This window comes from Microvirga sp. KLBC 81 (assembly GCF_003075415.1).
Lineage (GTDB): Bacteria > Pseudomonadota > Alphaproteobacteria > Rhizobiales > Beijerinckiaceae > Microvirga.
Window position 1 is genome coordinate 55,866 of the sequence record NZ_QDAH01000026.1, and the last position, 15,120, is coordinate 70,985.

Here is a 15,120-nt window from a genome sequence, read left to right on the forward strand (position 1 = left end):
TATGGCGCTTCCTGATTTCTCGATGCGTCAGCTGCTCGAAGCTGGCGCTCACTTTGGCCACCAAGCCCACCGCTGGAACCCGAAGATGGGTCAATACATCTTCGGCACCCGCAACAACATCCACATCATCGACCTCGCTCAGTCGGTCCCGATGATGCACCGCGCTCTCCAGGCCGTCAGCGACACGGTGGCCAAGGGCGGTCGCGTGCTCTTCGTCGGCACGAAGCGTCAGGCTGCTGACGCCGTTGCCGATGCTGCCAAGCGTTCGGCTCAGTACTATGTGAATTCCCGCTGGCTCGGCGGCATGCTCACCAACTGGAAGACGATCTCCGGCTCGATCCAGCGCCTGCGCAAGGTCGACGAGATCCTCGCCGGCGGCGGCCAGGGCCTCACGAAGAAAGAGCGTCTCATGCTCGCTCGCGAGAAGGAGAAGCTCGAGCGCGCTCTCGGCGGCATCAAGGACATGGGCGGCACGCCCGACCTGATCTTCGTCATCGACACCAACAAGGAACAGCTGGCGATCAAGGAGGCTAACCGCCTCGGTATCCCGGTTGCCGCCATCGTCGACACGAACTGCGATCCGGATGGCATCGCTTTCCCGGTCCCGGCTAACGACGACGCCGGTCGTGCAATCTCGCTCTACTGCGACCTCGTTGCCCGCGCCGCTCTCGACGGCATCTCCCGTGGCGCCGGCGCCATGGGCATCGACATCGGCGAGTCCGAGCATCCGCTCGCTGAAGAGCTCCCGGCGAGCGACGTTGCCGCCTATGACGGCGAGCAGTTCGAGCGTCTGGCCGCTCCCCGCGGCGCTCCGGACGACCTGACCAAGCTGAACGGCGTTGGCCCGCAGCTCGAGAAGAAGCTGAATGAAGCCGGCATTTTCCACTACTGGCAGCTGGCCGCCATGCAGCCGGGTGACATCGCCCAGCTCGACAAGGACCTGAAGCTCAACGGCCGCCTCGAGCGCGACGGTTGGATCAATCAGGCCCGCGCGATGATCGAAGCCGCTGCGGCGTAAGTCCCTCGGCGCCGTCCAAAAAGCGGCGGCGCTTGAACGAATGATTGAGCCCGGCGTTCCATGAGCGCCGGGCTCCCTCTATGCAAGAACCTGTGAAAGGATAAGCCATGGCGAATATCACCGCTGCGATGGTGAAGGAGCTGCGCGAGACGACCAGCGCGGGCATGATGGACTGCAAGGCTGCTCTCGCCGAGACCAACGGCGACATGGAAGCCGCCATCGACTGGCTCCGTAAGAAGGGCCTCTCGAAGGCTGCCAAGAAGGCCGGCCGCGTCGCTGCCGAAGGCCTCGTCGCCGTCGAGTCGTCCGGTCACACCGCCACCATCCTCGAGGTCAACTCGGAGACGGACTTCGTCGCCCGCAACGACCAGTTCCAGGCTTTTGTCCGCGAAGCCGCCAAGATCGGCCTGAACGGCAACGGCACCATCGAGTCGCTCGAGGCCGCTACGTTCCCCGGCTCGTCCACGACCGTGAAGGACCGTCTGCAGGAACTCATTGCCACCATCGGCGAGAACATGACCCTGCGCCGCATCGCGAAGCTCGAAGTCTCGAAGGGCGTGATCGCAACCTACGTGCACAACGCTGTCGCCGAAGGTCTCGGCAAGATCGGCGTGCTCGTTGCGCTTGAGTCCGAGGGTGACGTTGAGGTTCTGAGCACGCTCGGCCGGCAGATCGCCATGCACGTGGCTGCGACCAGCCCGGTTGCTCTCGACGCTTCGGGTGTTGACCAGACCACCATCGACCGTGAGACCGCGATCCTGCGTGACAAGAACGCCGGCAAGCCGGACCACGTCATGCAGAAGATCATCGAGAGCGGCCTGAAGAGCTACTTCAAGGAAGTCACGCTCCTCGAGCAGCCCTTCGTGCACGATCCGTCCAAGACCGTGACACAGGTGCTCAAGGAAACCGAATCCAAGGCCGGCAAGCCGGTCGCCCTGAAGGCCTTCGTCCGCTACGCTCTCGGCGAGGGCATCGAGAAAGAAGAGGCCCCTGACTTCGCGGCGGAAGTCGCGGCACAGGCCGGTCTCAAGGCCTAAAACAAGAAACACAAAAACGGCGGCTTCTCAGCCGCCGTTTTCATGAGAAGGCTATAAATCCGGCAAACTCTCCTGAACCTTATCCTTTAAGGAGGCCTGAAGCCCTCATCAGGATAATGGCTTCCGGTGAGCCATGCTGAAATGATCGTGAAAGAAGGGAGACCGACAGTGGCACAATTCCGGCGCATTCTGGTGAAGCTCTCGGGAGAGGCCTTGATGGCTCCCGACGGCTATTGGCTCGATTCCGAAGTGCTCTCCCGCCTGGCCCGGGATCTCGCCAGAGCCACCAAAGCCGGATTCGAGATTGCTGTCGTGATCGGCGGTGGCAACATCATCCGCGGCGCACGCATGAGCGCTGCAGGCTGGATCGACCGTCCCACTGCCGATTCCATGGGCATGCTCGGCACGGTCATGAACTCCCTCGCCATCGAGACGGCCCTGAACGCCGCCGGCGTTCCGGCCCGCACCATGTCGGCGGTGTCCATGCCGACGATCTGTGAAACCTATGCCCGCCAGCCTGCTCTGCATCACCTGGATAAGGGACAGGTGATCGTGCTCGCCGGCGGCACCGGTAACCCGTTCTTCACCACCGACACTTCGGCGGTGCTGCGGGCGGCGGAACTCAGGTGCGATGCGGTTCTGAAGGCCACCCAGGTGGATGGCGTCTATTCCGCCGACCCGAAGAAGGATCCCAGCGCCCTCCGCTTCGATCGCCTCACCCATGATGAGGCCATTGCCAAGGATCTGAAGGTGATGGACACGGCAGCCTTTGCCCTGGCGCGGGAGAGCAGGCTCTCGATCATCGTCGGCTCGGTCCACGCGCCGAGCTCCGTGACCGATCTCTTGCTCGGAAATGTACCGTCGACAATTGTGGTCCCGTAAGGCAAGGGCCTTGATGCGGGACCTTGGGCAGCGTAAGCCCGTTTCTAGAGAGTTCGCGTAAGGAAAAGATCTCCATGGCTACGACCTTTGACCTCGCCGATGTAAAGCGCCGCATGCAGGGCGCCATCAACGCTTTCAAGAACGACCTCGCCAGCCTGCGCACAGGCCGCGCTTCGCCGAACCTTCTCGATCCGATTCAGGTTGATGCCTACGGCTCGCTGCTCCCGATCTCGCAGATCGCCACCGTCAACGTGCCGGAGCCGCGCCTGCTCAGCGTGCAGGTGTGGGATCGCGGCATGGTCGCCGCCGTGGAAAAGGCCATCCGTGAGTCGGATCTCGGTCTCAATCCGCAGACCGAGGGCCAAGTCATCCGCCTGCGCATTCCCGAGATGAACGAGCAACGCCGCAAGGAAATGGTGAAGGTCGCGCACAAGTATGCCGAAGAGGCGCGCATTGCCGTCCGCCACGTGCGCCGCGACGGTCTCGACCTGCTCAAGAAGCTCGAGAAGGACTCGGCTATCAGCGAGGACGATGCCAAGCGCGATGGTGACCAGGTTCAGAAGGCCACCGATCAGTTCGTTGCCGAAATCGACCATCTCCTGGTGGCCAAGGAAAAGGAAATCATGCAAGTCTGATCCACTTCGGACCTGCATTGGAAACGCATCATGAGCGGCGAAGCCAAGCGGTCGGCTCCCATTCTTGCCCGTGAAGGAACGGGCGGGGGGATGCCGGCCCATGTTGCCATCATCATGGATGGAAACGGCCGCTGGGCCGCTCAGAGAGGCTTGCCGCGCTTCGAGGGGCACCGCAAGGGCATCGAGGCGATCCGCCGTGCCGTGCGTACGGCGACCGATCTCGGCATCCGGTATCTGACCGTCTACAGCTTCTCCGCCGAGAATTGGCGCCGTCCTGAGGAGGAGGTTTCCTTCCTCATGGGGCTTCTCAAGCGCTTCGTGCGCCACGATCTGGCCGAGCTCCACTCCAACAATGTCCGCGTTCGGATCATCGGCGAACGAGAGGGCTTGGCCTCCGACATCCGCCTTCTGCTGGATGAGGCCGAGCAGCTGACCCGCGACAATACGGGCCTGACCCTGGTGATCGCCTTCAATTACGGCGGTCGCCAGGAAATCGTGAGCGCAGTGCGCGCACTCGCTCAGAAGGTGAAAGAGGGCACGCTCGATCCGTCCGCCATCGACATGGACATGATCGGCGAAGCACTCGACACGCGCGGCATCCCTGATCCGGATCTCGTCATCCGCACTTCGGGCGAGCAGCGGGTGTCGAACTTCCTCACGTGGCAGACGGCCTATTCCGAGTTCGTCTTCCTGCCCGACTTCTGGCCCGATTTCGACGAGGCGATCTTCAAGGCCGCCATCGACGAGTATTCCCGCCGCGACCGGCGGTTCGGCGGCTTGAGCGCCAGGGCCAGCTGACGATGGCTTCCCACGAAGGCCCCGCCTTGACGTCAAGCGCTCCTAAACCCCCGACAAGCGAGCTGAAGACCCGAATTCTGTCCGCGATCGTGATGATCGCGCTGGCCTTGGGGACGGCCTATTGGGGTGGCTGGCCGTTTGCTCTGTTCTGGCTCGGGGCTGGCATCGCTGTCATGGTCGAATGGACCGACATGACCAAGGTTGAGCCGCGCCGGATCGTGCAGGCGGTCTTCGGAGTGGGAGCTTTGGCTCTCACGGTTCTCTTCCTGTCCGGCGCGAGCTTCACGGTCGGAGCCCTGACGGCACTCGCTGCCCTGATTGTCGGTACGCTGCTCGCGAAGGGCTCCCACGGCAAGGTGTGGGCAGCCTCGGGCTTTGTCTATGCCGCTGTCATCGTTCTCGTGCCGCCCATGGTCCGGGCCTATCCGGGCGTCGGCGTTCTCGGGCTCATCTGGATGTTCGCGGTGGTCTGGGCGACGGATATCGCCGCTTATTTCACCGGCCGCGCTCTTGGAGGGCCAAAGCTCTGCCCGGCCATCAGCCCGAAGAAAACTTGGTCAGGGTTCTTTGGCGGGCTTCTTGCCGCAACCCTGGCCGGCTTTCTGGTCGTCTGGGCGGGCGAGCGCTTCGGCGTGACGCATTCCTTTGATCCGTGGGTGACGATAGCACTTTCCATGGTCGCTTCCATTGCAAGCCAGATCGGCGATCTGGGCGAGTCGGCGCTCAAGCGCCATTGCGATGTGAAGGATTCGAGCCATCTTATTCCTGGGCATGGCGGCGTGATGGACCGCCTCGACGGCTTCTGGGCCGTCGCTCTCATTGCCGGTCTCGTTCTTCTCGTTGCGTCCGGAGTTGCATAGTCTTTCATGATCCGCTCCCTCACGATCCTCGGGGCCACAGGCTCCATTGGCCGCTCTACGGCGGATGTGGTGCTGGCGCATCGGGACGCGTTTCGTGTCGAGGCCGTTGTCGGTGGGCGCGACGCGCTTGCGCTGGCGCAAATGGCCAAGCGCTTGGGAGCCAAATTTGCGGCGTTGTCCGACGAGGGTGGGGCTGCGACCTTGAGAGGAGCGCTCGCCGGGTCGGGCATCGAGAGCGGGGCAGGTCGCTCTGCGGTAATCGAGGCGGTGGATCGTCCGTCCGACATCGTCCTGGCAGCCATCAGCGGAACCGCCGGCTTGGAGCCGACCCATGCTTCCTTGAAGCCGGGCCGGCGCATTGCCTTGGCCAACAAGGAAAGCCTCGTCTGCGCGGGGACCGCCTTCATGACGGATGCGCGCCGGATCGGCGCCGAAATCATGCCTGTGGATTCCGAGCACAACGCCCTGGAACATGCTCTGGCGGCTGGCCGGAACAGGGATGTGGAGAAGGCGGTGATAACCGCCAGCGGGGGGCCATTCCGCACGTGGCCGCGGGAGCAGATCGCCAGGGCCAGCGCCAAGGAGGCCTCGGCCCATCCGGTCTGGTCAATGGGGTCCAAGATCAACATCGATTCCGCCACCTTGATGAACAAGGGGCTGGAGCTGATCGAGGCCCACCACCTGTTCGACCTGGAGGCCGAGCGCCTGGACGTGCTCGTCCATCCGGAGGCCATCGTCCATGGTCTCGTCCAATGGGGTGATGGTGCGGTCACGGCAGGGCTCGCGCTGCCGGATATGAAGGTTCCCATCGCCAATGCCCTCCGGAATCGGGAGCGGCTGTTCATGGACCTGCCTCGTCTCGATCTTGCCGCGATTGGCCGCTTAACCTTCGAGCGGGCGGATGAAGCACGGTTCCCGTGCCTGGCACTGGCCAAGGCGGCGCTTCGGGCCGGAGGGTCAATGCCCACGATACTGAATGCCGCCAACGAGATCGCCGTCGAGGCCTATATGGCGGACCAGATAGGATTTTATGCGATATCCGAGATAGTTGAGAGTGTTTGCTCAACCTTCTCTGGAAGCGGGAGAGTCCCTGCGACGGTCGCGGAGGCCTTGGCCATCGATGGCGAGGCCCGGGACATGGCGCGGCGTTTCATTCCCGCCAAGCATATTTAGAGCGCTCTGAAGAGAGCGCGAAAGGGACGATGATGGATTGGCTTTCAACAATCGGCGGAGCGACGGGATCTTTCGCTCTGACCATCTTCGCCTTCCTAGTAGTGCTGACGGTGGTGGTCTTCATCCACGAGTATGGCCACTACTGGGTCGGGCGCCGGTGCGGAATTGGCGTGACCGCCTTCTCCATCGGCTTTGGACGGGAGCTGATCGGGTGGACCGATAAGCACGGCACCCGCTGGAAAATCTCCGCGATTCCCCTCGGTGGCTACGTGAAGTTCGTCGGCGACGTGAATGCAGCGAGCGTGCCGGACGCACAGGGCCTCCAGCAGATGTCGCCCGAGCAGCGGGCTATCAGTTTTCCCCATCAAAGTGTCGCCAAGCGCGCGGCCACCGTCGCGGCGGGGCCGATCGCCAATTTCATCCTGGCGATCGCCATCTTCGCGGGCTTCAACTACTTCAGCGGGAAGATGGTCCTGGAGCCGGTGATCGAGAGGGTTATTCCCGGCAGCGCGGCCGAAGAGGCGGGTTTCCAGCCCCATGACGTCATCCGTTTCATTGACGGCACCCGCATCGAGACCTTTGCCGACATGCAGATGATCGTCAGCTCGAGTTCGGGCGAGGCGCTCAACTTCGTGGTCGAGCGCGACGGTCAGGCCGTGAATCTGACTGCTACTCCCAAGGTGGAGGAGCGGGAGACGCCGTTCGGCAAGCAACGCATCGGTCTCCTGGGCGTTCAGGCGCCCCAGGACCGCTCGGCCATCAAGCGCATCTCCTATTCTCCTTGGGGGGCTCTGAAGGCTGGCGCCATCGACACCTGGAATCAGGTCGACCGGACCTTCAACTTCCTGCGCCGCCTGATCCTGGGCCGGGAGTCGATCGACCAGCTCTCGGGGCCGGTGGGCATCGCTCGAATCGCGGGAACGGCCTATGAGGTCGGCGGGCTCTACAGCCTGGTGAACCTGATCGGCTTCATGTCCGTCTCGATCGGGCTCATTAACCTTTTCCCCATTCCGCTGCTCGATGGCGGGCATCTTTTGTTTTATGCCATTGAAGCCGTTCGCGGCCGGCCTTTGAGCGAAAGGGCCCAGGAAATCGGCTTCCGGATAGGATTTGCCTTCGTGGCGATGCTGATGCTTCTGGCGACCTGGAGCGATCTGACCCGCTCGTTCGGATGAGGACTCGTTCACCTTGCCACAAGATTTGTGGCGGGCAGAACGTGACAAGGGCGCAACGCCGGTGAAAAATTGCTACTCTGTTTGTATGTGCCGTTTGCAATAGCGGCGAAAGTTTGTACAAGCGGGGCAGCACCAAGAAGGTTGGGACATCTGTCACCAGCCCGCGGGTCTGCCCCGCGACGGACAAAGTATAAAAGAAACGGGCCAGTTGATGATGTCGACGACCACGCCACGCCGGAAGAAGCCGGCCGCCACCGCAGTGATCGCCATGAGCGCGCTGATGGCTGGCCTTACCGTTGCGGACAGCGCTCTCGCTCAGCGTGCGCCGCAGACGAGCCGCCGCGCTTCCGCTGCTCAGGGTCCCCTGATCAACCGTGTTGCCATCGAGGGTAACAGCAAGGTTGATAAGGCGATCCTCGAGGGTGAGCTCCAGGTTCGGGCCCGTACGCCCGTGAACCAGGCGGCCATCGACGCCGACGTGCAGCGCATCCTGGAGATCTACCGCCGCACGGGTCGTGGTCTGGCCCAGGTCACGCCGCGCATCGTGGATCTGCCGAATGGCCGTGTCGACGTGGTCTACACCATTGTCGAGGGCGAGAAGACGGGCGTGAAAGAGATTCGCTTCGTCGGCAACAACGAGATTTCCGCCGGCCGTCTGCGTGGCGTCATGCAGACCACGGAAACCAACATCCTCAGCTTCCTGAAGAGCAGCGACGTCTATGATCCGGATCGTCTCGCCAACGACCTGGAACTGATCCGCCGTTACTACCTCAAGAACGGCTATGCCGATTTCCGCATCGTCTCCAGCGATGTGACGTTCGACGCCAATGCCGGTGGCTACATCGTCACCATCGCTGTCGAGGAAGGCCCGCAGTACCGGGTTGGCAGCGTCAGCATCGATTCCCGCATTCCCACGGTGAATGCCGAGGCTCTGCGCAGCGACCTCGCGATCTCCTCCGGTTCGGTCTACAATGCCGATGCTGTGGAGAAGTCGGTTCAGGCCGTCAGCAGGACTGTGGCTCGTCAGGGCAACCCCTTCGTTCAGGTTCGCCCCGTCGGCACCCGTGATCCTTCGACCCGCACGGTCAACCTTGGCTATGTGGTCGAGGAAGGTCCCCGCATTTACATCGAGCGCATCAACATCCGCGGCAACACCCGTACCCGCGACTACGTCATTCGTCGCGAGTTCGATCTGGGCGAGGGCGATGCCTACAACCAAGTGTTCATCGACCGGGCGGAGCGCCGTCTGAACAACCTCGGTTATTTCAAGCGCGTCCGGATTTCCAACGAGCCGGGCTCCTCGGCCGACCGCGTGGTCGTGAACGTGGATGTGGAGGATCAGTCCACCGGCGCATTCTCGATCTCGGGCGGTTACTCCACGGCTGACGGCTTCATCGGCGAGGTCTCGGTGAGCGAGTCGAACTTCCTGGGTCGTGGCCAGTTCGTTCGCTTGGCGGGCCAACTCGGCCAGCGTGCGCACGGTATCGACTTCTCCTTCACGGAGCCGTATTTCCTCGGCTACCGCATGGCTGCAGGCATCGACCTGTTCTCGAAGTTCAGCGATCAGACCAAGTATTCTCGTTATGAGAACCGCATGACGGGTGGTCAGCTCCGCCTCGGCCTGCCGATGACGGAAGAGTTCACGCTCACTCTGCGCTACTCGCTGTATCAGCAGGAGCTGACGATCCCGAACGACGAGGACAAGCCGTACAACGACTGCTCGATCCCGATCCAAGGCGTCACGGTCATCAACCCCGATGGAACGCCTAATCGCGCTTCGTGCCAAGGCAATGGCGAAGCGTCGCTGGCGATCAAGGAATCGCAGGGCGAGACGCTCACTTCGCTCGCGGGCTTGACCTTCAACTACAACACCCTCGATAGCACCCGTGATCCGCGCAACGGCTTCTATGCCGAAGTGAAGACGGACTTCGCCGGCCTCGGCGGTGACTCGCACTACTTCCGGGCCACTGGTGACGCTCGTTACTACTACGAGGTTCTGGAGGATGTCGTCGGTATTGCCCGCGTCCAAGGTGGTCACATCATCGGCTTCGGCGATAACGGTGGTGAAGGTGCCGACCTGCGCATCATCGATCACTTCTTCATGGGGCCGTCGCTGGTTCGCGGCTTTGCGACCAACGGCCTCGGTCCGCGTGACATCTCGACACTCGATTCGAGCGCCAATGCTATCGGCGGCACCACCTACTTCGGCGGATCGCTCGAAGTGCAGTTCCCGATCTTTGGCCTGCCGCGTGATCTGGGCCTGAAGGGTGCTGTCTTCGCTGATGCCGGTACGCTCTTCGGTTATGAGGGCCCGACCCAGTTCAATGTCGGCGGTGGAAGCATTCTGGACCCGGATGGTGGTGCAACCTGCACCCAAGATCCGACCCGTCCGCAGGACTGCATCAGGGTTCTCGACAGCGACAAGATCCGTTCCTCGGTCGGTGCTTCGATCCTCTGGAGCTCGCCCCTCGGTCCGATCCGCTTCGATTACGCAGTGGCTCTCACCAAGGAAGAGGGTGTGCTTCAGGCGGATGGCACGCGGATCGGTGCGGACCGCACCCAGGCCTTCCGCTTCTCTGGCGGTACACGCTTCTAATCGGGGAGGGCGCCTTGATGGCGCCCTCACGTTTTCATGACAGAATCAATTTTCTTTCCGCAAACCCAGACGCTTAACCTGCGTCAGGTGGCGGAGGTGGCGCAGACAACGCTCCCCGACGGTGCCGACGGGGAGTTTTTGCTTAAAGGCGTCGCTCCGCTCGAGAGCGCTGGCCCTCATGACCTGGCCTATATGGACAACCCGGCTTATGTAGGCGCCTTGGGTGGCACTCGGGCCGGAGCTTGCCTCGTCACGCCTCGCTTCGCGTCGAAGGTGCCCTCTCACACCGTCGCAATCGTGACTCCGTTGGCTTATCGGGTTTTCGCGCAGGTCATGGGCAAGATGTTCCCCTCGGCCATGCGCCCGGATTCCTCCTTTGCCGCCACGGGCATTTCACCGGGTTCCTTCGTCCACCCGTCCGCTCGCCTGGAGTATGGTGTCACGGTCGATCCAGGCGCCGTGATCGGCCCGCATGCGGAAATCGGTACCGGGACCATCATCGGCGCTCATTCAGTGATTGGGCCTCATGTGAAGATCGGCCGCGACTGCTCCCTGGCGCCGCACGTCACCGTGTCCAATGCCTTCATCGGCAACCGGGTCATCCTGCATCCGGGCGTGCGGATCGGCCAGGACGGTTTCGGCTTCGCCATGGGGCCGCAGGGACACCTCAAGGTGCCGCAGATCGGGCGTGTCATCATCCAGGATGATGTCGAGATCGGCGCCAACACGACCGTGGACCGCGGCGCGAGCCGCGATACGGTGATCGGTGAGGGCACCAAGATCGATAATCTCGTCCAGATCGGCCATAACGTAGTCATCGGCCGTCATTGCGTGATCGTGGCCCAGGTCGGTATTGCCGGCTCCACCACGCTCGAGGATTACGTGGCTGTCGGCGGCCAAGTTGCCGTGAAGGGCCATGTGCGGATCGGCATGGGCGCACAGATCGCCGCAACCAGCGGCGTAAATGGCGATGTTCCCCCCGGGGCTCGCTGGGGTGGCATTCCTGCCCGACCCATGCGCGAATGGTTTCGAGAAATCACCGCCCTGAAAAAGCTTGCATCCAAGGGCGATTCGGACAAAGACGACGGCGCATCGTCCTAAAATGTCGATACGCTAGGCCTATTCGGAGAATTCAGTCATGTCCGAAGCGCCCAACACGCTTCAAACCGCCGATATTCTCGAGATCCTCGAGCTGTTGCCGCACCGCTATCCCTTCCTGCTGGTCGACAAGATCATCGATATCGACGGCGACAATTCGTGCATCGGCATCAAGAACGTCACCTTCAATGAGCCACAATTCACGGGCCATTTCCCGTCTCGCCCGATTTTCCCGGGCGTGTTCCTCATCGAGGCCATGGCCCAGACGGCGGGTGCGATCTGCGTGAAGGCCAAGATGGCCGAGCAGGCGAAGCCAAAGCAGGTGTTCTTCATGACGATCGACAAGGTGAAGTTCCGCAAGCCTGTGGAGCCCGGCGACCGGGTCGAGTTTCACATGAAGAAGCTCAACAACCGCCGCAACATGTGGTGGTACAAGGGTGAGGCCAAGGTTGACGGCGTGCTCGTCTGCGAGGCCGAAGTCAGCGCCATGCTGGTGACCGACTGATGGAAACGGTAATCCATCCTACTGCCATCATTGAGGATGGCGCCAAGATCGGGGCGGGTGTGAAGATCGGCCCATTCTGCACGGTCGGCCCGGAGGTCGAGCTCGGCGAGGGCTGCCAGCTCATGAGCCACGTGGCGCTCGCCGGCAAGACCAAGATTGGACCCCGCACGCGTATCTTCCCCTTCGCGTCCATTGGTCATATCCCGCAGGACCTGAAATACCGCGGCGAGGCTTCGACGCTGGAAATTGGCGCCGATTGCATGATCCGCGAAGGCGTGACCATGAATCCTGGCACCGAAGGCGGCGGCCTGCGCACCGTCATCGGCGACCGCTGCGCCTTCCTGGCCGGCTCTCACGTGGGCCACGACACGAAGGTCGGCAACGACTGCATCCTGTCCAACAACGTGATGCTGGCGGGCCACGTCACGGTCGGCAATTTCGTGATCTTCGGCGGCGGCTCCGCGGTGATCCAGTTTGCCCGCGTGGGCAGCCACGCCTTCGTGGGCGGCATGTCGGGCCTGGAGAACGACCTCATTCCCTATGGCATGGCCATGGGCAACCGCGCGCATCTCGCGGGCCTCAACATCATCGGCATGCGCCGTCGTAACTTCACCCGCGAGCAGATCCATGACATCCGCCGCGCCTATCGCCTGCTGTTCGCGGACGAAGGCACGCTTGCGGAGCGCGTCGAGGATGTGGCGGCCGAGTTCGATGATCATCCCTTCGTGCACGAGATCCTGGACTTTATCCGTGAGGGCAAGGATCGCTCGATCTGCACGCCCAGGGATCCGGTCAGTTCCTCCGGTTGAGGCTGAATGCAGCCCGTGCGTGAGATAAAAGGAGCCGGCTCCCATGAGCTGGCTTCTTCTGCAAACGGCCCGATTGCCATTGTTGCCGGGGGCGGGCGCCTTCCCATTCAGGTCGTCGAGCATCTCGAACAGACGGGGCAGGATTACCGCGTGCTTGCCTTCCGAGGCTTCGCCGCGCCGGAGCTGCGCAAGAAAGCTCACGGGAATGTGGACCTTCTCGATCTCAAGACCATTCTTCACACCCTGGACAGCTGGAAGCCGCGCGCGGTTTCCCTCGTCGGCGCCGTGCGCCGTCCCGGCTTCTCCGCACTGCTCGGAGCCTATTCGGCCCTGCGCAACATGCAGGAAGTGAAGGAGATCATCACCCGTGGTGACGATCAGGTTCTGCGCGGCGCCGTGATGCTCATCGAGGAGCGAGGCCATCGCGTCGTGGGCGCGCACGAGCTTGCTCCGAATCTCGTTGCAGGACGCTCCTTGAGCGGATCTCTCAAGCCGAACGAGGATGACCTGCAGGCCATCGCGGTCGGGCTCGATCTGCTCGCTTCGCTCTCCGCTTTCGATATCGGTCAGGGTGCCGTAATCGCGCGCAAGCATGTGCTCGCCATCGAAGGGCCCGAGGGTACGGACCGCATGCTGCGCCGGGTTGCGGGCCTTCGCCAATCCTGGTTCGGACTGCGACGCCGCAAAGAGGGTGGGGTTCTGATCAAGGCCGCCAAGCGCGGGCAGGATCTGCGCGTCGACATGCCGACGATCGGCCCGCGGACCGTCGCTGAAGCCGCCAAAGCAGGCCTCTCCGGAATCGCCATCGGTGCAGGCTCTACCTTCGTATTGGAGCAGGACGAGACCTTGCGCACGGCCGACCGTCTCGGCCTGTTCCTCGTCGCCGTCGACCTGCCCTGGATGGAGACCGCTCGTGACTGAGCCCAATAGACCTGATGAAGCATTCCCCGAAAGCCTCATCCTGAGGAGCGAGCTTGCTCCCGTCTCGAAGGGCGAGGCGTCTCCGGAATGCACTGGAGCCTCCTTCGAGACGCCGCTTTCAGCGGCTCCTCAGGATGAGGTTCAGGATTTGAATAAAGCATCAAAGTCGCTGAATATCTGGATCGTCTCTGGCGAGGAATCGGGCGATCAACTCGGCGCGAAGCTCATACACGCCCTGAAAACCCGGCTTGGAGCAGAGCGCCTGCGCTTCGGCGGTGTCGGTGGGCACGCCATGGGAGCGGAGGGCTTGAGAAGCCTCTTTCCGCTCGAAGACATCGCCGTCATGGGCATCGTCGCCGTCATCGGCCGTCTGCCGACGGTCATGAACAGGATCAAGCTGACTGCGGATGCGGTCGTGGCCGCCAATCCGGATCTGCTCGTCATCATCGACAGTCCCGATTTCACGCACCGTGTCGCCAAGGCCGTGCGCAAGCGCGCGCCGCATATTCCAATTGTCGATTACGTGAGCCCCTCCGTCTGGGCCTGGCGTCCGGGCCGGGCCGCCAAGATGCGCGCTTATGTAGATCACATTCTTGCTCTGCTGCCTTTCGAGCCGGAGGCTCACAAGCGCCTCGGCGGTCCCCCGACCACCTATGTGGGCCATCCGCTGATCGAGCGGGTGAAGGAGTTTCGGCCGGCACCAGGCGAGCGCGATTTTCACAAGGACGGCCCGCTCAATCTTCTCGTCCTGCCCGGCAGCCGCCGCTCCGAGGTCAGCCGTCTGCTCGACACCTTCGGTGAGACCCTGAAGCTGCTTCAGCAGCGATCATCGCGTTCCTTCGAGGTGACGATCCCCGCCGTGCCGCATCTCGTGCAAGCCATCCGGGAAGGAACAGCATCCTGGAGCGTGAAGCTGCACATCGTGGAGGGAGAGGCCGCCAAGTGGCAGGCCTTCCGCAGCGCCGACGTGGCGCTTGCCGCTTCCGGCACCGTGACCCTTGAACTCGGCCTCTCCGGTGTTCCGATGGTGGTGGCCTACAAGGTGTCGAAGATCGAGGCCGTGATTTTGCGTCCGCTCATCAAGGCGCAGTCGATCGTGCTCACCAATCTTGTTCTGGCTGAGAACGCGATCCCGGAATTCGTCCAGGACGATTGCACACCTGAGACCCTGGCCGTGACGCTCTTGCCGCTTCTCTCGGATACGAAGGAGCGTCGGGCACAGGAACAGGCGCTTCAACGTCTCGATGAACTCATGCGGATCGGCGACGAGATGCCGAGCGAACGTGCTGCGCGCATCGTCGATGAGGTGTTGGAGGCGAGGCGTTAGGCCTTATGCGGCACACGCTCTCTGTGTCATGCCCGGTCTTGTGCCGGGCATCCACGTCTTTGACCCAGCGCGTTGAAGGCATGGATGGCCGCAACAAGTGCGGCCATGACGGGAACATAACGGCGAAAGAATTGCCGCAAATAAAAAGGGGCCTTTCGGCCCCTTTCTCGTATCCATTTTCCGGATGATCTTACCCACGCTGGGCGACAGTCACGTAGTCGCGCAGCGGCGCGCCAGTGTAGAGCTGGCGCGGACGGCCGATGCGCTGGGACGGATCCTCGATCAT

14 protein-coding genes are annotated in these 15,120 nt (G+C 62.5%); all 14 read left to right on the forward strand.

The window, feature by feature from the left end; all coding sequences use genetic code 11:
* Position 1 precedes the first annotated feature (1 nt).
* The 14 genes from DC522_RS16875 (at position 2) to lpxB (ending at position 14,834) form a co-directional block, all read left to right on the forward strand.
* A complete protein-coding gene (locus DC522_RS16875; protein WP_116529835.1) occupies positions 2-1,018 on the forward strand; it encodes a 30S ribosomal protein S2 in 1,017 nt (338 codons plus the stop codon).
* A 107-nt stretch (positions 1,019-1,125) separates the two neighbouring features.
* Positions 1,126-2,055, forward strand: a complete 930-nt coding sequence (gene tsf, locus DC522_RS16880; protein WP_116529836.1) for a translation elongation factor Ts — start codon at positions 1,126-1,128, stop codon at positions 2,053-2,055.
* 141 nt (positions 2,056-2,196) lie between these two features.
* Positions 2,197-2,937, forward strand: coding sequence for a UMP kinase (gene pyrH, locus DC522_RS16885; protein ID WP_116529837.1), 741 nt, complete (start codon positions 2,197-2,199; stop codon positions 2,935-2,937).
* 74 nt (positions 2,938-3,011) lie between these two features.
* Positions 3,012-3,572 carry a ribosome recycling factor gene (frr, locus tag DC522_RS16890; protein ID WP_116529838.1) on the forward strand — a complete coding sequence of 187 codons (561 nt, stop codon included), beginning with the start codon at positions 3,012-3,014 and terminating at the stop codon, positions 3,570-3,572.
* A gap of 30 nt (positions 3,573-3,602) precedes the next feature.
* The gene (locus tag DC522_RS16895; protein ID WP_116529839.1) at positions 3,603-4,370 is read left to right on the forward strand and encodes an isoprenyl transferase; all 768 of its coding nucleotides are present in this window, start codon (positions 3,603-3,605) and stop codon (positions 4,368-4,370) included.
* Between the two features lie 26 nt (positions 4,371-4,396).
* Complete coding sequence (locus DC522_RS16900; protein WP_165820190.1) at positions 4,397-5,230, forward strand: phosphatidate cytidylyltransferase; 834 nt, start codon at positions 4,397-4,399, stop codon at positions 5,228-5,230.
* A 6-nt stretch (positions 5,231-5,236) separates the two neighbouring features.
* A complete protein-coding gene (dxr, locus tag DC522_RS16905) occupies positions 5,237-6,403 on the forward strand; it encodes a 1-deoxy-D-xylulose-5-phosphate reductoisomerase (protein ID WP_116529841.1) in 1,167 nt (388 codons plus the stop codon).
* A 32-nt stretch (positions 6,404-6,435) separates the two neighbouring features.
* Complete coding sequence (gene rseP / locus DC522_RS16910; RefSeq protein WP_116529854.1) at positions 6,436-7,578, forward strand: RIP metalloprotease RseP; 1,143 nt, start codon at positions 6,436-6,438, stop codon at positions 7,576-7,578.
* A 211-nt stretch (positions 7,579-7,789) separates the two neighbouring features.
* On the forward strand, positions 7,790-10,174 hold the full coding sequence (gene bamA, locus DC522_RS16915; protein WP_116529842.1) for an outer membrane protein assembly factor BamA: 2,385 nt from the start codon (positions 7,790-7,792) through the stop codon (positions 10,172-10,174).
* Between the two features lie 36 nt (positions 10,175-10,210).
* Positions 10,211-11,275 (forward strand): UDP-3-O-(3-hydroxymyristoyl)glucosamine N-acyltransferase, encoded by a 1,065-nt coding sequence (gene lpxD / locus DC522_RS16920; RefSeq protein WP_116529843.1) that lies wholly within the window; start codon positions 10,211-10,213, stop codon positions 11,273-11,275.
* Positions 11,276-11,312: 37 nt separating this feature from the next.
* Positions 11,313-11,777, forward strand: a complete 465-nt coding sequence (gene fabZ / locus DC522_RS16925; protein WP_116529844.1) for a 3-hydroxyacyl-ACP dehydratase FabZ — start codon at positions 11,313-11,315, stop codon at positions 11,775-11,777.
* Positions 11,777-12,586 (forward strand): acyl-ACP--UDP-N-acetylglucosamine O-acyltransferase, encoded by an 810-nt coding sequence (gene lpxA, locus DC522_RS16930; RefSeq protein ID WP_116529845.1) that lies wholly within the window; start codon positions 11,777-11,779, stop codon positions 12,584-12,586. Before fabZ ends, lpxA begins: the two co-directional genes overlap by 1 nt.
* Before the next feature lie 15 nt (positions 12,587-12,601).
* Positions 12,602-13,507, forward strand: coding sequence for an LpxI family protein (locus DC522_RS16935; protein WP_245444245.1), 906 nt, complete (start codon positions 12,602-12,604; stop codon positions 13,505-13,507).
* Between the two features lie 148 nt (positions 13,508-13,655).
* Complete coding sequence (gene lpxB / locus DC522_RS16940; protein WP_205769660.1) at positions 13,656-14,834, forward strand: lipid-A-disaccharide synthase; 1,179 nt, start codon at positions 13,656-13,658, stop codon at positions 14,832-14,834.
* Positions 14,835-15,120 lie beyond the last annotated feature (286 nt).